This is a genomic window from Tannerella forsythia, assembly GCF_003860135.1.
In the GTDB taxonomy this organism is placed as follows: Bacteria; Bacteroidota; Bacteroidia; order Bacteroidales; family Tannerellaceae; genus Tannerella; species Tannerella forsythia_A.
This window is the reverse complement of record NZ_RQYN01000012.1, coordinates 1-21,165: the sequence shown is the minus strand read 5'-3', so window position 1 is coordinate 21,165 and position 21,165 is coordinate 1. Positions and strand designations below refer to the sequence as shown.

Sequence of the window (21,165 nt, the reverse complement as noted above, 5' to 3'; positions counted from 1 at the left end):
CGGCCGCGGGCCTGCTTATCGCATCACCCGCGCGTTTCCTTCCCAGATGCTCCATACCTGCGCTTCGTCGGCCGGTTGAGCATAGTCGGTGAGCGAGGTTACGGCCAGCGCGCCGGTAGCCCATCCGAAGCGTATCCACTCTTGCGGCTCCCATCCCCGGAGGATGCCGTAGAGCAGACCTCCTACAAAGCCGTCGCCTCCGCCGATGCGGTCGAGCACCCGGATCGGACGCGGCTCGACGCAGTGCCACTCATCGCCCGCGAGCATGATGGCGCCCCACAGATGATGGTTCGCGTCCGACACTTCGCGCAAGGTCGTGGCGAAAACCGATGCGCCGGAGAACGTGCGTTTCACGTTCCGGATCATTTCTTTGAAACGCTCCGTTTGGGCGCCGACGTTTTTCCCGCCGGCCTCCGGCCCGTCGATGCCGAGGCAGAGTTGGAAGTCTTCTTCGTTGCCTACGAGGATGTCGGCCACGGAGGCGATCCGGGCGAAGACGTCGCGCAACGCGCCCTCGCGTCCTTCCCAGAACGAGGCGCGGTAGTTCAGGTCGAACGAGACCCGCGTACCGTGCCGTTTGGCCGCGTACGCCAGCTCGAGGCAAAACTCGCCCGTTTCGTCCGAGAGTGCCGCGATCAGCCCCGAAAGGTGGAGCATCTCCACGCCTTCGCGCCCGAAAAGACGGTCGAGGTCGAAATCGCGCACGTTCAGCGTGCGACCTACTTCGCCGCTGCGGTCGTTCCACACGCGCGGCCCTCGCGCGCCGAAACCGCTGTCGGCCATATTGATCTGATGACGCAAGCCCCACGGCCCGCCCTGTGGCACTTCGCGCCCCTCGCAGGCGATGCCGCGGCTGCGCAGATCGGCTTGGATAAATTGCGCCACGGGACTGCCCTTGACGAACGTCGTCAGCGCTTTGACCGGCAGTCCGAGCGATGCCGCCACCGTCGCCACATTCGTTTCGGCGCTCGTGGCCTGCATCAATAGGGAACGGCTCGTATGAAACGGCTGTCCCTGCGCGGCGGGCGTCAACCGCACCCCCATGCTCGTCGGTACGACGAGCGACCATTGTTTCTTCGTCATGATGGTATGTCGTTTATATGTTCATGCGTGCGATTAAATCGAAAAGGCGTTGAATCCGCCGTCGACGGGTATCACCGTGCCCGTCACGAAAGCCGACGCGTCGGCTGCCAGCCACTGCACCGTGCCCAGCAGCTCTTCGGGGCGGCCTAATCTCCCGAACGGCGTATGTTCGACGATCCGGTTGCAGCGGTCGGTCGGTGTGCCGTCGGCGTTCGTCATCAGCGTGCGGTTCTGTTCGGTCAGGAAGAATCCCGGCGCGATGGCGTTCACCCGCAGCCCTTCGCCGAATTTCGCGGCCAGCTCGGCGGCCAGATACTGTGTGAAGTTATTGACGGCCGCCTTGGCACACCCGTAACCGATGACGCGAGTCAAGGGTCGCAGGGACGATTCGGACGAGATGTTGATGATGCTTCCTTTCTTTTGCCCGACCATCGTCTCGGCAAATACCATCGTCGGGAGTACCGTTCCGAACAGGTTCAGGTCGATGACTTGCCTGAAAGCGTCGAGGTCGAGATCGAAGAACGTCCGATCCGGCGCGATCGTGGCGCCCGGCATGTTGCCTCCCGCCAGATTGATCAGCACGTCGATGCTTCCGAATGTTTGCACGATGGCTTGCCGGCTCTCTTCGAGCTGTTCGCGCCGCATGACGTCGGCCGCGTGAAACATGGCCATGCCTCCGAGCTTGCGCAACTCTTCTTTCAACCGTTCGCCCTTCTCGGCGTTCCGTCCGAGGATGGCGACCTTCGCTCCTTCGCGCGCCAAATGTTTGGCGATGCAACGTCCCAGCACGCCGTAGCCTCCTGTCAGGACGATGACTTTGTCTTTTATACTGAATAAATGATTCATCGTGTATTTTGATTTTATGAAGTGGTCGATACCGTCAGCCGCCGAAACGCGTAGCAGCTCATCAGTCCGCACAGCGGCAGCGCTACGAAGATGCCGATCAGCAACAAGGCGAATCCGGCCAGTATGATGCCGATCTGGAGGAGCATGAGCAGAAGAAGTTTCGGTGTCGAACCGCGTGTGATCTCCCAACTTCGCCTGAGCGAGTCGAGGATACCCGCGTCTTCTTCTACGATCGCCATGTAATAAAACTGGAGGCGGATGGCTAAATAAATGCCCGGCACGAGGAGCAGCAACAGTCCCACGCAAACGATGAGGCCGTAAATGAATCGGGCCGCGAAATACACAAAGATTTTGCGGCTCATCTGTCCGTAGGCCGAGAACTGCGGCTCTTCACCGTCGATCGTCTGAAAAAGGTTTTTCACATATCCCAATTCGAAGATCAGCGAGATGAGCAGACCGATTAGTGTAATGACTACCGCGGTGATACTGAAAGTTCCCTTGACAGGTATCGGGATAAAGGCTTGAAGCAACATGCTGATGATTGCGTAGCCGATCAACAGTCCGCTCAGCACCCAAATTTGTGCCCACAGACTTTTCCACGATTTGCGGAAGAGGTCGGAGATAATGATTGGTTTGTCCATGGTGTCTTGTTTTTTTAAAACGATACACAAATGTACGATATATTTTGAAAACGGAAACGGCAGGGCACAAAAAAACCGGACATAAGCCCGGTTTTTCTATGACGTATGACCGTAGGTTTACGGCTGAATCCAGCGGATATACGCGAAATCCATCCGGTGAGGCAACTGCTCGTTTACCGGGTAAACGCGGAATCCGACACGCAGATGACCGTAGACTTTCGTCTTCTTTTTCAGCTCGAAATGGAGCTTCGTTCCATCTTCCTTTTTCAGTTGGAACGGAGTGGCCGAAACGAATTCGGTCGTATGATCTTCGGGGTTTTCGCGCGTGTAGACGATTTCGACGCCGAGCATGCTCTTGAGGCTCTTGCGGTCGATGACAATCCGGACGACGTATTCGTCGCCCACCGTCGGATGCGCGGCATCTTCGCCATACTCGAACGATTCGATTTCAAAGTCGTTCCAATGCTCGGCAACGTCTTTCTTCCACGCGGCGATGTTTCGAGCTTCGGCGTAGTCGTTCCGCGTGAGCGAAGTCGAACGCGTGGCCAGCTTGCTGTAGAACCGTTCGATGTAATCGTCGAGCATCCGTTTCATCGTATAGTCCGGCGCGATTTGCGAGATGGAGTTTTTGATGTATTGAATCCACTCGGGCGAATAGCCTTTGCTGTTCTTGGCAAAGTAGAGCGGGATAATCTCGTCTTCGAGCAGATGGTAAATCGTGGCGGCATCGAGCTGATCCTGATACTGCTGATTGTCGTACGTGCGTTGTGCGGTCAGCGCCCAGCCGGCGCCTTCCTTATAACCTTCGTACCACCATCCGTCGAGCACGGAGAAATTGAGTACCCCGTTCATCTCGGCCTTTTCGCCCGATGTTCCCGACGCTTCGAGCGGTCGGGTAGGGGTGTTCAGCCAGATGTCGACGCCCGAAATGAGGCGGCGCGCCAGACGCATGTCGTAGTTTTCGAGGAAGAGGATCTTGCCCAAAAACTCCGGACGACGCGAAATCTCCACGATGTGCTTGATCAGTCCCTGTCCGCCGCCGTCGGCCGGGTGCGCCTTTCCGGTGAAGACGAACTGGATCGGACACTTCTCGTTGTTGACGATCTTGGCGAGCCTGTCCAAATCGGTGAACAGGAGGTGCGCGCGTTTATACGTGGCAAAACGGCGTCCGAAACCGATCAACAACGCGTTCGTATTGATTTTCTCCATCAGCGTAACGACCTTGGACGGATCGCCCTGATTCTTCAGCCAGTTGTCGCGATACTGGTCTTTGATGTATTCGATCAATTTATGCTTGAGCGCCTTGCGGATTTCCCAAATGTCACTGTCCGGAACATGCTGGATGGCTTCCCAGATCGCTTTGTTCGACTGGTCTTTGAAGAAGCTTTTGTCGAAATTCTTAGCGCAGTATTTCTTCCATTCGGTAGCCATCCAGGTGGGCAGGTGTACGCCGTTGGTCACGTAGCCTACGTGCAACTCTTCGGGGAAATATCCTTTCCATACCGGAGCGAACATCTGACGCGATACGATGCCGTGGAGGTAACTCACGCCGTTGGCTTCCTGACAGGTGTTGAGCGCGAATGTACTCATGCAGAATTTTTCCTGACTGCCCGGGTTCGTGCGTCCCATGTCGATGAAATCCTGCCAGCTGATACCGAGCTTTTCCGCGAATCCGCCCATGTATTTGCCGAAAAGCGACTCCTCGAAATAGTCGTGGCCGGCCGGCACGGGCGTATGCACCGTGTAGAGCGACGAGGCGCGAACGACTTCGAGCGCCTGATTGAAGTCTAACTTTTCGTTCTGAATATAGTCGACGAGCCGTTGTACGTTGATGAGCGCGGCATGGCCTTCGTTGCAATGGTAGACCTGTTTCTTCAGTCCCAACTTGTTCAAGAGCAGAATACCGCCGATGCCGAGCATATATTCCTGCTTCATGCGGTTTTCCCAGTCGCCGCCGTAAAGCTGGTGGGTGATCGAGCGATCCCATTCGCTGTTTTCGGGGATGTCCGTATCCATCAGGTAAAGGGGCACGCGTCCGACGCTTACTTTCCAGACGTGCGCGTAGACGATCCGTTCGGGATACGGCACTTCGAGCACCATCGGGCGGCCATCGTCGGTCATCACCTGCGTGAGCGGCAATGTCGCGAAGTTCTGGGCTTCGTAGTTGGCAATCTGCTGGCCGTCCATCGCCAGACTTTGGGTGAAATAACCGTACCGGTACAGAAACCCGACGGCTGCCAGATCGATGTTACTGTCACTGGCTTCTTTCAGGTAGTCGCCCGCCAGTACGCCCAATCCGCCCGAATAGATTTTCAGTACGTTCGTCAGTCCGTATTCCATGCTGAAATAGGCCACCGACGGCTTACTTGTATCGGGCTTGACTTGCACATAGCTCTTGAATTGTTTATATACGTCGTTGATTTTGGCCATCAATTCCTGATCGGCCAGAATCGCTTCGATCCGTTCCTGCGGTAACTTCTGAAGCAACAAAACGGGGTTCCCTTCGGTCGATTTCCACAGCTCGGGCGAAATTTCTCCGAAGAGCTTCGCGCCTTCGTAATGCCAAACCCACCACAGGTTGGTCGCGATTTCGTGAAGCGGTTCTAATTGTTTCGGAAGTTTAGAATGAGAGTATATGTCTCTCCAAATCGGATCATTTGAAATCCTTGACTGAATCTTCATACTTTCGTTTTTTATAAATATAAGAATACGCAGCAAAGATAGTGTAAATTTTGCGTAATGTAAGCCTATTACACTGCTTTTTGCATGCTTCTGTCGTTTATGGACGCCTATGCGTGAAGGCGTTTTTTCGCTTTGTCGAATGCCTTATCGAACGCTTCGTAATAATAGCGGATGAATTCCTTCCATTCGGCCTGAGCTGCCAGCTTGAAACATTTTTCGCGAATACGTTCCCGTTCGGCTGCCTCTTTTCCGATGAGTGAAAGCAATGCGGCGGAGATATCCTCGACCACCTGAAAGTAGTTGTCGTCCGTCCGGTGAATAACGGCCACCCCTTCCGCGATCTCATCGCCCGAAATCTTTGTCTTGGCCCATAACCCGAAGCCGGCCAGATCGGTCGTTACGGTCGGGATGCCGAACGCCACACTCTCCAGCGGCGTGTATCCCCACGGCTCGTAATACGACGGATAGACGGTTGCATCCATACCGATCAGCAGGTCGTAGTACGACAGGTTGAAAATGCCGTCTTTCCCGTCTAAATAACAGGGTACGAAGATCAGCTTCAACTTGTCGTCGGTTGCATTTACGCAGCCCGAATGAATCATGAACCGGGTCGCACGGTCTTCGTGCATGTTGTGCAGCCAGTGCGTCAGGAAGGCGGTCTGCATGGGTTCGGGCGTGCGGAAATCATTATCCAGAGCTGCTTTCAGGTCGGCCCGTGGCGCGAAGACCCACGCCGGAACGAGCAGGAAAGCGACGACTTGCCGATCCAGTTTACCGGACGTACGCAGGCGGTTCATAGCCTCGATATAGACGTCGATGCCTTTGTTACGATACTCGTACCGTCCGCTCGTCGAGATGAGGAACGCGTCTTTGTCGATCGGGTGACCGCATAAGGTTTCGGCTACCTTCAGTAACTTTTTGCGGGCTTCGGCACGTCGTGCCGGATACGATGCTGCGTCCGGTACAAAATCCGGTTCGAATCCGTTGGGCGTTACCACATCGGGCGCTTTGGCAAGCAGTTGCCGGCATTCGATGGCCGTAATATCGCTGACGGTCGTGAAGCAGTCGGCGAAATGAGCGGCTTGCTTTTCGACCGAATGTTTGGCTTCCATGTTCAACTCTCCGGCCATCTGGTCGCCGTTGTATCCATTCATGTAGCCGTAGAGAGGCTTATCGTTTCCGGCGATGGATCGCCCGATGGAGGTCGCATGTGTCGTGAACACCGTAGCAATCCGCGGTACGTATTTCTGCAGGTACAACCCGCCGAAGCCCAGCATCCATTCGTTGAAATGAGCGATGACCTTCTTTTGTTCCAACCCGTGAAAACGGTAGAAACTTTCGATCGTTTTTGCGGTGGCGTAGGCAAAGATGCACGACTCGTCATAATCGCCGTAAGCCTTTGACGAATCGACCCCGAACGATTCCCACATCTCGTAATAGACTTCGTTTTTCTTCTCGAAGAAAGGCTGATAGTCGACTAAAATCACGGGTGGGGTGCCCGGTATCTGCCATCGTCCCGTGCGGACGGACAGCCCTTCGGAAGCTGCCGCTTTCACCCAATCGGCATAAAGCGCAGGGTCTTCTCGGAAGCCGGCATCCGGCTTTCCGCAGTCCGGGCCGATGAAAATAATCGTATCGGTAAAACGTTGTTGCAGCGTGCGTGCCTTAGTGGACAGAACGGTATAAATACCGCCTACTTTATGGCAGACTTCCCAGCTGCATTCAAAAATATAATCCGGTTGTGTCATTGTTCTTTTTGTCATAGTTGTCTAACCTTATAGGGTGTAGTCGTTTAGCCGGCAAAGGTACATGTTTTTTTCTTTTTTCCGTGTTTTTTTGTCCGAATCCCGGAGAATTGTCATACCTTTGATTGTTCAAAAAAATGTTTAATTCTAAAAGAAGAAACTGATATGGCAAAAAGAAGAAAATTAAAAAAGCATATTTCCAATCTGTTCAGGATGTTGTTTTCCGATTTGTTAATCTGTCATTATCTGCTTCCGGAAACGGACAAGGAAAAGGTCGTATCATTGGCTACGCGCATTGGCGAGCGGAACGATGAGTTTATTTGCCGCGCGCATCATGCCCCCGGTACCAACCGGGCGGAGGTGAAGAAATATTATCAAAAGTTATATACCGATCTGAAGACCGAATGGAATGCCTTGGCCGAAGAAATCGGCCGATTGACGGAAGCGCTCGATAAAAAAGCATGAAAAAGGCGATCTGTAGATGGCTTCTTCGGTGCATGGGATGGAACATAGGCCCGTCGGGCGACGATGTTCCCAAGTGTGTGATTTGTGTAGCCCCTCATACGAGTAACACCGATTTTCTGATCGGCAAGTTGTTTTACAACGCGGTCGGGAAACAGGCTAAATTCCTGATGAAGAAAGAATGGTTTTTCTTTCCGTTAGGATTAATCTTTCGGAGCATGGGTGGCGTACCGATCGACCGGAGCCGCAACCAGTCCATGACCGAGCAGATGGCGACCGAATTTGCGTCGCACGATTATTTCCGTGTGGCCATCACGCCGGAGGGAACGCGTAAGAGAGTCGATGAGTGGAAGCGCGGTTTTTATTACATCGCGTTGAAGGCACAGGTGCCGATTCAGCTCGGCTATATCGATTACGGCAAGAAAGAAGTCGGCATCATGTCAACTTTTTGGCCGACGGGCGATGCCGATGCGGACATCCGATACATCCGTTCGTGTTATAATGGGATCAGAGGCCATCATGGAGAGAAATTCGGAGAAGTCGCGGAAGAACGATAAAACGATAAGAAAACAGTTAGGTCTATGAATAGTAACAGCTCGTTGCGTATCAGTATGATTCAAGCTCCGATTGTGTGGGAAGACAGAACGGAGAACCTCAATTATTATGGGAAATTGCTGCATGGTTTAACCGGCAAGACCGATCTGGCAGTCTTGCCGGAGTTATTTACGACGGGATTATCGATGCGTGTGCACGACTTGTCGGAGCCGATCGACGGCAAGACAATCGCTTCGGTGAAGCAGTGGGCGAAGGAATACGGCTTTGCCGTGACAGGGAGCTTTATCGCTTCGGACGAGGGACGTTTTTATAACCGCGCATTTTTTATTACTCCCGATGGTCAGGAGTCTTATTACGACAAGCGTCATCTGTTTCGTATGGCGGGCGAAGATCGCAGCTTCTCGGCCGGCGATAAGCGGCTGATTGTCGATTATCTCGGCTGGAAAATCTGCCCGATGGTTTGTTATGATTTGCGTTTCCCTGTCTGGAGCCGTAATGTGGATAACCAATACGACGTGTTGATTTACGTGGCCAACTGGGTGAGCGTGCGCCGGGATGTGTGGAAGACCCTGTTGCATGCGCGGGCCATCGAGAATATGGCGTATGTCTGCGGGGTGAACCGTGTCGGTGTGGACGGCCGCGAGTTCGCTTATCACGGCAGTTCGAGAACGTATACTCCGAAAGGAGAAAAGCTGGCGGATGCCGGCGAAGAGGAAGAAACCATCGTCACGTGTACGCTGGAGCGGGGACCGTTGGATACGCTTCGGGAGAAGTTTCCGGTGTGGCGTGATGCGGATCAGTTCGATATCCGATGATCTGCACACATCGCAAAGAATGGCCGGATTTGTCGGTGATCGTTGCTTGCAGCGAATTTGCTCTGGCCGGGCAGGCTGCCGAATACCATCTGTCGATACGAATCACGGCATCGGAGACGGATGCCAAGACGCAATTTGCGCAGCTTGAAGACGCTTTGAGTCGTTGGCAGCGCGAATACCCCCATACGGTGCTCGTCTGGAGGCGTTACTTCCTTAGCGATGTCATGAATCAACACGATTTCTTGCGTGGATATGATAACGAAGACGCGGCATTGTCAGTCGTACAGCAGGCGCCCGGTCTGACGAAGGTAGCCCTCTGGGCTTATTTTGTGACATCCGAAAACTCCTGTGTGGCTAAAAACACGTCTGTACAGGCTGCGGAGCTGATTCGTCCGTCTTATCGCCACTTTTATCATACGCAGCTTCACGCATCGGTTTCCGACGAGGAGAAGCAGACCGCCGATATTTTTGACCGCTACACCGCCTTATTGGCGACGCAAGCATGTACGTTAGGCCGTCATTGCATCCGTACGTGGCTTTTTGTGCGCGACATCGACTTGCGTTATGCCGGCATGGTGAAAGCGCGTCGGGCATGTTTCGAGCGCGAAGGGTTGACATCGCAGACCCATTTCATTGCCAGCACGGGCATCGAGGGGCGGTATACCGATCCGCAGGCGCTGGTGATGATGGATGCGTATGCGGTACACGGCTTGGAAACGGAGCAGATCCGTTATCTCTATGCGCTTGATCATCTGAATCGAACGAGTGAATACGGCGTGACGTTCGAGCGGGGTACGATGGTGCAATACGGCGATCGGCGGCATATCTTTATCTCCGGTACGGCAAGCATCAACAAGGATGGCGAGATCGTGTATTCCGGCGACCTTGCCGGTCAACTCGACCGTCTGTTCGAGAATATCAAGGCGTTGTTGGCCGAGGCGGAGGCCGGCATGCACGATGTCATGCACATAATTGTCTACGTACGCGACCCGGGCGATTACGCTGCGGTCGGTGCATGGTTAGACGCTTATTTTCCCCAAATTTCCCGTATCATCGTTTGCGCCGCGGTCTGTCGTCCGGGATGGCTCGTCGAGGTCGAGTGCATCGCTGTCACGGCCGTTGGCGACGACCGTTTTCCGGCATTCTGAGAGAGAAGCTCTTCTTGTTTCGGTCGTTGAAAAGGAATATCGATGCCTTCCGCATCTGCCGGACGATCTCATCCCATACAGATACGGAAGGCATATATCAAGGTTATTTATTCCACACCCGCGGTGCCGGAGTTTTGGGCAGCGGTTTGCGGTTTTTCAGTTCTTTCATGACTTCTTCGATGGCACGGTTGAGCTGTTCGTCTTCGCCGTTCCATTCCTTCACCGGATCGTTGTCGATGAGAATATCCGGCTCTACGCCTTCGTTCTCTACCATCCAGTTACCGTTCATGTCGTAACTTGTGAAGAACGGCACGCGCACGTCGGTACCGTCGATGAACGGCAATGACGCCGTGATGCCGACAATTCCGCCCCATGTGCGGGTACCGATCAGTTTACCGAGTTTAAGGGCGCGGAATCCCCACGGGAACAGGTCGCCGTCGGAAGCCGAATATTTATTGATCAGACAGACTTTCGGGCCGACTTGCACCGCGTTGGGCACGGTACCGTTATGGGTCGAGCCGCGGCGCATGGTCATGCGGTACGGTTCGCGAGCCAGCCGTTCGAGGATCATCGGGGAGACGTTACCGCCACCGTTTGCGCGGTCGTCGATGATGAGTCCTTCCTTGTCGAGTTGCGGATAGAAATATTTGGCAAACTCGTTCAGCCCCTCTACTCCCATGTCGGGGATGTAGATATACCCGATTTTGCCGCCGGAAGCCTTGTCTACCTTCGCGATGTTATTTTTCACCCATTGGTAATGATAGAGCGAATGTTCTTCTTCGAGCGGGCGGATTACCACCTTGCGGGCGCCGTTGAGCTGTGCTTTGCTGTTGAGCGATAATTCCGTCGGAACGTCGGCTTTGCCTACGAGGAGGGCAAACAAGTCGTTTACCGTGTTGGTCGGTACTCCGTCGATGGCGACGATGAAATCGCCGACTTGGGCTTTGATGCCCGGCTCGGTGAGCGGAGAACGTAACGAGGGACTCCACGACTCGCCCGGGAGAATCTTTTCGAGGCGGAAGAAGCCGCTCTTGTCGCGCGAGATCTCCGCGCCCAACAGTCCGGTCTTGATGCGTTTGGGGCGATCCATCTCGCCGGTGTTCACATAGGCATGACCGCAATTGAGTTCACCGATCATCTCGCCGATCAGGTAAGTGAGGTCTTGACGATTCTTCACGTAAGGCAGTAATACGGCATATTTCTGCTTCATCGCTTTCCAATCTACGCCGTGCATGTTTTCGAGGTAGAAGCCGTCGCGGAAGGCACGCCATGCCTCATCGTAGATCTGCGACCACTCCTTGGCATAGTCGATCGTAATCTTCATATCCGAGAAGTTCACGGGGTCTTTCAGATCGATTCTTCCGGAAGGAATATCTTTCACAAAGACCTGCCTGTTTTTGAAGAATCCGGCTTTTTTGCCTCCCGGCTCTACCCACATGCGAGCGCCTTCGGCCACGGTCTCTTCTTTCTGTTTGTTCAGATCATAGACATAGGTGGAGTTGTTACGGCTGTAATACACTTTTTGTCCGTCGGAATAGAAACTGCCGTGATAGCCTTGCGGCAAGGGGAGTTTTACGATTCGCTCGCTCAGTCCGTCTTCATCGACTTTGACCGTGACGCCTTCGGGTTTCTTCTTCTCGTCCGTCTCTTTTTTCTTGCCTTCTTCTACCTTGATTTCTACTTTCTTCGGTTCGGCTTTGCTGCCGTCGTCTTTCGTCAGGAAGGGGGAAGGCGTGTCTTGGGTCAGCAACGCGAGGTAAACTCCGTTCGAATAGCCGTAGACATGGTTCCATTCTTTCGACCCGTAGGTCGGATTGAAGTCGCGCATCGAACTAAATACAAGGTATTTTCCGTCTGTGCTGAATGTCGGCGAGCCCGAATCGTACCACCGATCGGTTACCTGAATTTCTTTCTTGTCGGCGATGCGGTAGAGGTAAATGATGTCGTATTCATTGTCGGCCATGCGTGTATAGGCCAGCCATTTGCTGTCGGGCGAGAAGGTGACGTCATACGGTTCTTTCTTCGGGTCGCGCAGCACTTCGGTTACCTGTTTCGTCTCCACATTCAGCAGGTTGATTCGGTTTTTGCGGTCGGTGTACACGATCGATTTGCTGTCGGGGCTCCACTCGAAGTCACGGATATACGTATCGTTGTTTTTCGTCAGCTGAACGGCTTGGCCTCCTTCGGCCGGTTGCATGTAAAGTTCGGTTTCGCCCGTTGCGTCGGAGATATAGGCGATGTGTTTGCCGTCGGGCGACCAGGTCGCGCTGCGTTCGTGTGCTCCGGGTGTGCGGACGATGTTTTTCGTTACGCCTTTTTCGACGGGGAGGTTAAAGACCTCACCGCGTGCGGTAACGACAACCCGTTTTCCATCGGGCGAGAGGCTGGCGCTGCGCATGTATCGTCCGCCATCCTTGATTTCGTTGCGGGCGTACACATGGTCGGACGATAGCGTGACGCTGACTTTTTCGGCTTTCTTCGTGGCAGGGTCGAACCGATAGATGTAGCCTGCATTTTCGAAGACGATCAGTTTTCCGTTCGTACTTGGGAACTTGATGTCGTATTCGGTGAAGTCGGTCACTTTCGAGGTTGTTTTTGTTTTTGTGTCGTAGACGAAGAGGTTCATCGTGCGGTCGCGATCGGAGATGAAATAGATTTCGTTGCCGACCCACATCGGGAAGATATCTTGTGCGCGGTTGTTCGTGATGTTTTCGACCGTTTTCTTTCCGGCGTCATAGATCCACACGTCGTCCGCCATGCCGCCCTGATAGTATTTCCATGTGCGGAATTCGCGCATCACACGGTTGTAGGCCAGCCTTTTTCCGTCGGGCGAAAAGCTGCAAAAGCCGCCTTCGGGCAAAGGGATGACTTCGGAGAGTCCTCCTTCTTTGGCTACGGTGTACAGCTTGCCGTTGAATCCGGAGCTGATCCGGTTGCGGTAAACGATCTTCTCGCCGTCGGCTGTCCATGCCGTTACGATGTTGTTCGGTCCCATACGATCGCCCACATCATCGCGTTGGTTGGTAGCGGTGTAAGTTACGCGCAGCGGCTCGCCGCCGTCGGCCGGAATGGTGTACACTTCCGTATTACCGTCATACTGTCCGGTGAAGGCAATCGTTTTTCCGTCGGGCGAAAAGCGCGGAAACATTTCATAGCCCACGTGCGAGGTCAGCCGTTTGGCTTCTCCGCCTCGTGCGGATACTTTGTACAAATCGCCGGCATACGAGAACACGATGTCGTTACCGTTCGTGGCCGGGAAACGAAGCAGTCGCGCTTCTTCGGCCTGTCCCTGTTGCGCTGCGACGAACATCGCGCACATCAGGCTCCATAGTTGTTTTCTCTTCATACGTTTTTACATTTAATTTTAGAAGTGTACAAAGGTAAACATTATTACCTCAAATTACGCAATACGATGTCAAGAACGAAGAGCGAAAAGTGAAGCCCTTGCGGGCGTTGAGGTGTTTGATTGTTGATTTGTTGAGTTGTTTGCCGTGTAGGGGCGAACCTGTGTGTTCGCCCTTCGATGGCGTGGATATGAACATCCCCCCTTTCCCCCCTTCGAAGGGGGGAAGAGCGAAGCGAAGGGGGGTGTCATCCCTTCGAAGGGGGGATTTACGATGTTCCGAACGCAAATGAACACAAATGGCGCAAATCATGAAAGAAAAAAGAAACGATAACAACAAAAACAATTGTCAACCTTTTTCAGGACATGACACATGAGAGGTAGTGCGCACACACCCTGCGAGGTGGCCCGCATACACCCTGCGAGGAGGCTCGCACACATCCTGCGAGGAGGCTCGCATGCACCCTGCGAGGAGGCTCGCATGCACCCTGCGAGGCAGGTCGCACGCCCCATGCGAAGAAATGCACATCGGCATACGATGTCCGAATCCGAACGCAAATGACGCGGATGGCGCGAATCAACGCAAAGTGTAGCAAAGTAGTCAAGTAGTTAAGGTAGTCAGAGTAGTAAAGAATAACCATTGACAATTATTACATCAGGCTCTCGACGATCAGACGGGCGGCGTGCTGTGAGGCACCGGGTTGCCCGAGGGCGGCGATTACGCGATCGTAGCCCTTCTGCATACCGGCACGATAGGGCGGATCTTCGACGATGCGTTTCAGTTCGTGATGAATACGTTCGGCCGAGAACTTCGCTCCGAAAAGCTCGGACACGACTTCGCGTCCGGCAATCAGATTGACGAGCGAGATGTAAGGCACGTGGAAGAAACGGTCGAACACGAAATTGACAAGCCGTCCGCCCGAGACATGATAGCACACCACTTGCGGTACGCGGAAGAGGGCGGCTTCGAGTGTCGCCGTACCCGACGTGACCAGCGCGGCGCTTGCGTGCGAGAGCAGGTGGTACGTCTGTCCGTAGATGATCTTCGGTGTCGTTCTCTCACCAAGGCAAGAGCGGTAATCGTCGGCCGTCAGTCCGGGAGCACCTGCCACAACGGCTTGAAAATCGGGGAATCGTGCGGCGACGTCGAGCATCACCGGAAGATTCCGGCGAATTTCGTGGCGGCGACTGCCGGCGAGCAATGCCAGTACGGGTTGATCCGTCAGACCATGATCGTGCCGGAACGTATCGGGTTGTTCGCGCTGTGCCTCCCGGAACGCGGCGACGGCATCGACCGAAGGATTACCCACATAATCGACCGGATAGTCGAGCGACCTGAAAAAGTCGACCTCGAAAGGCAGGATGCAGAACATACGGTCTACGTAGCGACGGAACGATCGGATACGGTATTTCTTCCACGCCCAGATCTTCGGCGAGATATAATAATAGACAGGGATTGGCAACGTCGTTTTGACAAACCGGGCGATTTTCAGGTTGAACCCCGGATAGTCGACAAGCACGACCACATCGGGGCGATACGCGCGGATGTCGTCGCGGCAAAGGCGCATGTTCCGCAGAATCGTGCGGGCATGCAGCAGCACGGGAATCACGCCCATGTAGGCCATCTCGCGGTAGTGCTTCACGAGCGTACCGCCGACGGCTCGCATGAGGTCACCTCCGAAAAAACGGAACTCCGCGTGCGGATCTTCCGTTTTGATCGCGGCCATCAGATTCGAGGCATGCAGATCGCCCGAGGCTTCACCGGCAATAAGATAGTATTTCATCGGAGATTAATCATCGATTGGCCAGCCTTTCAGCGTTTCCATGAACGCGTAATCGGTCACGTCGAGTTTGCAGGGCACGAGCGAAGCGTATCCTTCGTCGAGCATCCGCGTATCGTTGTCCGGAAAAGTCGGTTCGTAGTTCAGAAACTCACCGGTGAGCCAGAATTGGGGTTCTCCGTTCTCGTCGCGTGTCTGCCGGTACTCCTTGATCCACCGTCCGTCGGCCTGTCGGCAAATCGCCATGCCTTTGACCTTCGGAATATTCGGCACATTCAGGTTCAGGTATGTGCCGTGCGGCAATCCCCGGCGCAGCACCTCTTTCGCAAGCTGCTGTGCCAGACGTACCGACTCGGAGAAATCGGCGCCCGGCTTGCATTGATACAGCGAAACGCCCATGGAGGGAATGTCGAACGCGCACCCTTCGACAACGGCACCCATCGTTCCCGAGTAATGCACGCTGATGGCCTGATTGCCGCCGTGGTTAATGCCTGAGACGACAAGGTCGGGCTTGCGATCGGCTACTTCGTTCAGATACAGTTTGACGCAATCGGCCGGTGTGCCCGTGCAACGGTAAACCGTCAGCCCTTCGGCACGTTCGATGCAGGTATAGGATATAGGGACGCTCGTCGTGATGGCTGTCGACATGCCCGATCGGGGTCCGTCCGGCGCCATGACGACCACGTCGCCCAGCATGCGCAGACCGTCGGTCAGGGCGCGAATGCCTCGCGCTTCGATGCCATCGTCGTTCGTGACTAAAATCAACGCTTGTTTCTTCATGCTTTTCTTTTTTGTTGCCCGCAAAAATACGGAATTGTTAAATCATCCCCAAATTTGCATTTCACGCCGCATAGGCCTATCTTTATGCCCTCAACCGGAAGGTCTATGCTCGATATACCGTTACATACCGTCGTCGGCCTGACGCTGCTTGCGCTGTACGCCATCTCCATTTTGGGGTTGGTGCTTGTCGTGCTGTTGGAAAACCGGAACCCGCTGAAAACGATTTCATGGGTCATTGTCCTACTGACGTTGCCGGGCATCGGGCTGATTTTTTACTTTTTCTTCGGACAGGATAACCGCCGGCAACGCATCATCTCGCGGCGCACTTACAAACGCATCATGAAACCTCTCCACTCCGATTTGCCGGAGCAGGATAAGTGTGTCGTTTCACCGGCTTATCAGCCTTTGGTGAATTTGCTGAATCGCGACGATCACAACCCGCTGCTCTACGGGAGTTCCATTACGACTTATACGAACGGAACGGATAAATTCGAGGCGTTTATGACGGCGTTGCGGGAGGCTCGTCATCATATCCATATACAATATTATATCTTTGCCGACGATGAAATCGGGCGGCAGGTGAAAGACCTGCTTATCACGAAAGCGTGTGAAGGCGTGCAGGTGCGTGTGCTGTATGACGACGTGGGAAGCTGGAATGTGAAGGAGAAGTTCTTTCGGGAGATGAAGGCGGCGGGCATCGAGGTGTATGCGTTCCTGCGAGTCGCTTTTCCTGTGCTTACGAGCAAGGTCAACTATCGCAACCACCGCAAGATCGTCGTGATTGACGGGAAGATCGGTTTTATCGGCGGGATGAATATTGCCGATCGCTACATCAAGGGGGTGCCGTGGGGCGTATGGCGCGACACGCATTTCCGGATCGAGGGGAAAGGCGTTCACGGCCTGCAATCGGTCTTTCTGATCGATTGGTACGTAGTCAGCAAGCAGCTGATCAAAGGCAAAGACTACTACCCCGACGAAGCCATCTTCGGCGATAACATCCTGCAAGTCATTGCCAGCGGGCCTACCGGGCCATGGCGTACCTTGCTTCAGGCGGTTATCTTCTGCATCACGAATGCCAAAAAGTACCTCTATATCCAGACTCCTTACTTCCTGCCTACCGAGAGCATGAATCAGGCGCTCCAGACGGCCGCGCTGGGAGGTATCGACGTGCGGCTGATGCTACCCGAACGTTCCGATACGCGGAGCGCGCATCTGGCCGCTCATTCGTTTCTGGACGATATGCTTCGGGCGGGTGTGAAGGTTTACTTTTATAAGGCCGGTTTCCTCCATTCCAAGTTGCTTTTGGTCGATGATGAGCTGGCCTGTATCGGCTCGGCGAACTTCGACTTCCGTAGCTTCGAACATAATTTCGAGGTCAATGCCTTCGTTTATCATCAGCCGTTTGCGCGGAAGATGAAACAATTGTTTATGGATGATCTGAAAAACTGCGAGACCGTTTATCCCGCTCAATGGCTGAATCGCCCGCTGACCAAACGACTGATCGAATCGTTTATGCGTCTGTTCTCGCCTCTTCTCTGAAGAAGGAGAAATGTACCGAGCCGTAGACACGCTCCTGGCTGAAGCAGGGATGTGCGGAAAAGTCGAACGTTTTGGGATGCTCCAGCACAAAGATACCGCCTTCGGAAAGGAGCTTTCCGTTCATTACAAGCTCCGGCAGCTTCGATAACTCCGGCAAGGCATACGGGGGATCGGCAAAGATGAAGTCGAAGGTTCGTTTCGGTGCGGAAGGCAGATAGCGGAACACATCACCGCGAATCAGTTCGAAAGCGTTGGTCTTGAGTTCGCCGGCAACCTTGGCGATAAATGCCGCATGCGCCCGGTTCGCTTCGACGGCCGTCACACGCGGGCAGCCTCGCGACAATAACTCGAACGAGATGCTTCCCGTGCCGGCAAACAGATCGAGGGCAGTCATCTCTTCCCAGTCGATCAGGTTTTCGAGCACATTAAACAGGTTTTCTTTGGCAAAATCCGTCGTCGGGCGAGCACTGAACGACGAGGGCACCTGAAACCGGCGGCGTCCGTAGATTCCTCTTATGATTCGCATCCCATCAACACCATTACATCGGCCGGTATTTGTGCGTTGGAAGGTACGGCCGGCAGATTCATCGGTTCGACTTGCATCAGGTAGCTCCGTAGCGTGTCGCGTATGTCGGAGAAGACCGCCGGCACAGCCCAAAGGAAGAGCTGATCATGGATCGGATCCAAATCCAACTGCTTCCAGATATAAAGCAGATAGTACAGAATATCTGTCCGGTCGTCGATACGAAATCTGTTGACGAGCCGTAACGCCCCTTTATCGAAACACGCTACGTCCATCGTGTCTTCCTGCAGCACGGCATATAACTGTTTCGGATAAGCGGTGCGACTTTGTTTCTGCCAGTAGAGCAGGAGGGGAGCGATACTATGCACGAACGTCGCTTGCGGTTGCAACTGCAGAAAGAGCGAATGTATTTCGGGGTCGATTCCGAAGAGCAGTACGGCTTCGAGCTCCTTCAGGGGTTGAAAGAGTGCCTTCTCGTCGGGCGAGGAGAACGTAAACGCCATCAATTGCTGTGTCCGGTCTTCTGTAAAAGCGGCTTCGGGCACAAGTGTGTAGGTTCCCCCTGTGCTTACGACCGATATGTCTTTATACGAATAAGAAAAAAACGGGTGTTCGGAGGACACCTCTCGTAACGTACGCGCGTACAATCTGGATCGGTCTAATTCGAGAGATTGGTAGAGGAAGCTTTTCGGTTGAGAAGGGATATGCCCAACAAAAGAAAGTCCACCCGGCGACAGCCGGATAGACATTCTATATTTTTCCGAGTTATGAGCCGTTAACGTGTCAGAAACACGAAAGTTCATACCGCGACTTACTCCCAGTTACCGGCGTTGTTGTTGATCTCCGTAACCGATCCGACCTTCAGACCTTCATACCGTTTCATCTTGCGCATCTTGTCTTTCAGATTAGCAAGCTGCTGGTTGTTCAAGTCGCTCAGATAGCTCTCGTAGGGCACACGACATTCGAACACTTTTACCGTATATCCCGACGAAGAAGAGAGTGTTGCCGTATCCATTTCGAACCGGGCATTGGCTCCTGCAACCGGAATAAATGCGAGCGAGTCTACATTATAATTAGCCCCGAACAAAGTATCTTTGGCCAGCACCCACATCGTGTCACGTCTGAAGTTCTCCAGCCCGTTTTTAATTACCTCATCGTTCTTTCCGGTCTTGCGCGCTCTCTCGATGATCGCCACCGCTTTCTTTTCCGTCAAGCCCGACTCCAATTGGTCGTCAGACAAAACACCTTCTTTCACGACAAACGGCAATTTTTCTTCTTTCAAGAATTTTCCCAACTCATCAAAATTCGCGGCATGACGCCCGTGCCTGTTTTTGTACTCGATCTGCGCCTTGCGGATATCGATCAGCCGATGCTGGATAGCCGTTTCGCGGGCTTTGTGTTCAAGATCAAACTCAATCGGGCCCATCACGCTTCGATAGCACATGTAAACCAGCAGCAAAGCCGCCGCAACTAATAATACTTTCAGTGTAATTTTCATGTCGTATATTCGTTTTTTTATGATTTCGTTGCTGCAAATATAAAGAAGATTATTTAAAGCTGTAACTTTATCGCGAAAATAATTTTACATCCATGATTCATCGGTTTATTTTTCAACAGATTCTTAACGCTTTTCCTTACGAACCGACAGCTGAGCAACGTGAGGCGATCGATACGCTCTCGCGTTTCCTGTCTTCTCCTGCGCCTAACGATGTCCTTTTGCTGAAGGGGTATGCCGGAACGGGGAAGACGTCGCTGCTCGGTGCCACGGTCAAAGCGCTGACGGCGTTGAAGCAGTCGGTCGTTTTATTGGCGCCTACCGGACGGGCGGCGAAAGTATTTTCGGAATACGCGGGACGCAATGCGTTGACCATCCACCGGAAAATCTACCGTCAGAAAACGTTTTCGAACGAGTTTGCCGGGTTCTCGTTAGCCCCCAACCTGCATAGAGACACCTTGTTTATTATCGACGAAGCGTCCATGATCTCGAACGATGACGCGGGCATGGCTTCGTTTGGTAGCGGGAGGCTCCTTGATGATCTGATTCGCTATGTCTACGGCGGCAGGGGATGCAAGCTGATTCTGCTTGGCGATGGCGCGCAGCTTCCGCCTGTCTCGCAAAGCGAAAGTCCTGCCATGAATGCGGACTACCTCAGAGGCTACTCTCTAGATGTACGGGAGTGTTCGCTTACACAGGTCGTGCGGCAGGATAAAGACTCTGGCATCCTTTTTAATGCGACGCTGATCCGCGACAGCCTGCGCCGGCAACAGATCGACCGGTATCCCATCCTCCGAATCGCGGGGTGCCAAGATATCCGTAAGGTGAGCGGCGAAGAGCTGATCGAAGAACTGGCATCGGCCTACAGTCGCGACGGGGCGGACGAGACGATCGTGATCTGTCGCTCCAACAAACGGGCTACTCTATATAATAATGGTATAAGAAACCGGATATTGTATAGGGAAGAGGAGATTTCGACGGGCGACCGGCTGATGGTGGTACGCAATAACTACTTTTGGACGTCTTCGTATAAAGAGATGGATTTCATTGCCAATGGCGAGATGGTCGAGGTCTTGCGTGTGCGCCGTACAATCGAGATGTACGGTTTCCGTTTTTGTGATGTGTCGTTACGGTTTCAGGACTACGATTTGGAGATCGAACTGCGTATCTTGCTCGACACGTTGCAAAGTGACACGCCGGCCTTGCCGAAAGAACAAAGCGATCGGCTCTTTTATAGCGTACTCGATGATTATGCCGACGAGTCCACGAAAGCCGCGAAGATGAAGAAGCTGAAAGTCGATCCTTATTACAATGCCGTGCAGGTGAAATATGCGTATGCCGTCACCTGTCATAAGGCGCAGGGCGGACAGTGGCGCAATGTTTTTCTGGATATCGGCTACATGACGAAAGAAATGTTGGGCGAAGATTTCTACCGGTGGCTCTATACCGCCTTCACCCGCGCCACCCATCGGCTCTATCTGGTCAACCTCCCCAAAGAATTTGAAGAAGAAGGGGGAATAGTTGTTAATGGTTAGCCGTTCGGGTATTGAAATGTTGAGTCGTTGAGGTGTTTATAGCCCTTCGGGCGTTGAGTTGTTGGCTGAAGACTGACAATTGAATGCTTTCAGGGGCCTGAAAGGGCACCTTAATTCGTTGCTCCTTAAAATATATTCATTAAACTGTTTGTCAATAAAATAAATGGAATAATTATTGGATATTCTTGCAGG

At 53.5% G+C, this 21,165-nt stretch carries 17 protein-coding genes; 6 read left to right on the top strand and 11 right to left on the bottom strand.

Translation table 11 applies throughout. From position 1 onward, the window contains the following. Positions 1–15: 15 nt before the first annotated feature. The 5 genes from EII41_RS04845 to EII41_RS04825 all read right to left on the bottom strand — a co-directional run bounded on the left by EII41_RS04845 (position 16) and on the right by EII41_RS04825 (position 7,015). The gene (locus EII41_RS04845) at positions 16–1,083 is read right to left on the bottom strand and encodes a sugar kinase (RefSeq protein ID WP_124789659.1); all 1,068 of its coding nucleotides are present in this window, start codon (positions 1,081–1,083) and stop codon (positions 16–18) included. A 33-nt stretch (positions 1,084–1,116) separates the two neighbouring features. Beyond that, the gene (locus EII41_RS04840) at positions 1,117–1,929 is read right to left on the bottom strand and encodes an SDR family oxidoreductase (RefSeq protein ID WP_124789658.1); all 813 of its coding nucleotides are present in this window, start codon (positions 1,927–1,929) and stop codon (positions 1,117–1,119) included. A 14-nt stretch (positions 1,930–1,943) separates the two neighbouring features. Continuing rightward, positions 1,944–2,570: a YciC family protein gene (locus tag EII41_RS04835; protein ID WP_124789657.1), complete on the bottom strand. Its 627-nt coding sequence runs from the start codon at positions 2,568–2,570 to the stop codon at positions 1,944–1,946. A 117-nt stretch (positions 2,571–2,687) separates the two neighbouring features. Then, entirely contained in the window at positions 2,688–5,252 is a 2,565-nt protein-coding gene (glgP, locus tag EII41_RS04830) for an alpha-glucan family phosphorylase (RefSeq protein WP_124789656.1), read from the bottom strand. 107 nt (positions 5,253–5,359) lie between these two features. Continuing rightward, positions 5,360–7,015 carry a glycosyltransferase gene (locus EII41_RS04825; RefSeq protein WP_124789655.1) on the bottom strand — a complete coding sequence of 552 codons (1,656 nt, stop codon included), beginning with the start codon at positions 7,013–7,015 and terminating at the stop codon, positions 5,360–5,362. A gap of 147 nt (positions 7,016–7,162) precedes the next feature. Here EII41_RS04825 and EII41_RS04820 point away from each other — a divergent pair, with 147 nt between their 5' ends. The 4 genes from EII41_RS04820 to EII41_RS04805 are packed head-to-tail and all read left to right on the top strand — an operon-like array spanning position 7,163 to position 9,977. Continuing rightward, a complete protein-coding gene (locus EII41_RS04820; protein WP_124789654.1) occupies positions 7,163–7,462 on the top strand; it encodes a hypothetical protein in 300 nt (99 codons plus the stop codon). Next, the gene (locus tag EII41_RS04815; protein ID WP_124789653.1) at positions 7,459–8,016 is read left to right on the top strand and encodes a lysophospholipid acyltransferase family protein; all 558 of its coding nucleotides are present in this window, start codon (positions 7,459–7,461) and stop codon (positions 8,014–8,016) included. Before EII41_RS04820 ends, EII41_RS04815 begins: the two co-directional genes overlap by 4 nt. A gap of 24 nt (positions 8,017–8,040) precedes the next feature. Next, entirely contained in the window at positions 8,041–8,829 is a 789-nt protein-coding gene (locus tag EII41_RS04810) for an amidohydrolase (protein WP_124789652.1), read from the top strand. Further along, a complete protein-coding gene (locus EII41_RS04805; protein ID WP_124789651.1) occupies positions 8,826–9,977 on the top strand; it encodes a Rid family hydrolase in 1,152 nt (383 codons plus the stop codon). Before EII41_RS04810 ends, EII41_RS04805 begins: the two co-directional genes overlap by 4 nt. A gap of 103 nt (positions 9,978–10,080) precedes the next feature. Here the strand turns inward: EII41_RS04805 and EII41_RS04800 are convergent, their stop codons facing one another. The 3 genes from EII41_RS04800 to surE form a co-directional block, all read right to left on the bottom strand. Further along, on the bottom strand, positions 10,081–13,323 hold the full coding sequence (locus EII41_RS04800) for a S41 family peptidase (protein WP_124789650.1): 3,243 nt from the start codon (positions 13,321–13,323) through the stop codon (positions 10,081–10,083). A 647-nt stretch (positions 13,324–13,970) separates the two neighbouring features. Then, positions 13,971–15,104 (bottom strand): lipid-A-disaccharide synthase, encoded by a 1,134-nt coding sequence (lpxB, locus tag EII41_RS04795; protein WP_124789649.1) that lies wholly within the window; start codon positions 15,102–15,104, stop codon positions 13,971–13,973. 6 nt (positions 15,105–15,110) lie between these two features. After that, positions 15,111–15,881: a 5'/3'-nucleotidase SurE gene (gene surE, locus EII41_RS04790; RefSeq protein WP_124789648.1), complete on the bottom strand. Its 771-nt coding sequence runs from the start codon at positions 15,879–15,881 to the stop codon at positions 15,111–15,113. A gap of 105 nt (positions 15,882–15,986) precedes the next feature. On the opposite strand from surE, the gene cls reads away from it, so the two are divergent. After that, positions 15,987–17,420, top strand: a complete 1,434-nt coding sequence (gene cls, locus EII41_RS04785) for a cardiolipin synthase (protein ID WP_124789647.1) — start codon at positions 15,987–15,989, stop codon at positions 17,418–17,420. Here cls and EII41_RS04780 read toward each other — a convergent pair. The 3 genes from EII41_RS04780 to EII41_RS04770 are packed head-to-tail and all read right to left on the bottom strand — an operon-like array spanning position 17,392 to position 19,441. Next, complete coding sequence (locus EII41_RS04780; RefSeq protein WP_124789646.1) at positions 17,392–17,946, bottom strand: RsmD family RNA methyltransferase; 555 nt, start codon at positions 17,944–17,946, stop codon at positions 17,392–17,394. The two genes, cls and EII41_RS04780, sit on opposite strands and share 29 nt — an antisense overlap. After that, positions 17,934–18,746 carry a DUF3822 family protein gene (locus EII41_RS04775; protein WP_124789645.1) on the bottom strand — a complete coding sequence of 271 codons (813 nt, stop codon included), beginning with the start codon at positions 18,744–18,746 and terminating at the stop codon, positions 17,934–17,936. Before EII41_RS04775 ends, EII41_RS04780 begins: the two co-directional genes overlap by 13 nt. Before the next feature lie 8 nt (positions 18,747–18,754). Then, the gene (locus tag EII41_RS04770) at positions 18,755–19,441 is read right to left on the bottom strand and encodes a hypothetical protein (RefSeq protein ID WP_124752654.1); all 687 of its coding nucleotides are present in this window, start codon (positions 19,439–19,441) and stop codon (positions 18,755–18,757) included. 92 nt (positions 19,442–19,533) lie between these two features. Between EII41_RS04770 and EII41_RS04765 the strand changes: the two genes are divergently transcribed. Beyond that, positions 19,534–20,973, top strand: coding sequence for an ATP-dependent RecD-like DNA helicase (locus EII41_RS04765; RefSeq protein WP_124789644.1), 1,440 nt, complete (start codon positions 19,534–19,536; stop codon positions 20,971–20,973). Positions 20,974–21,165: the final 192 nt, after the last annotated feature.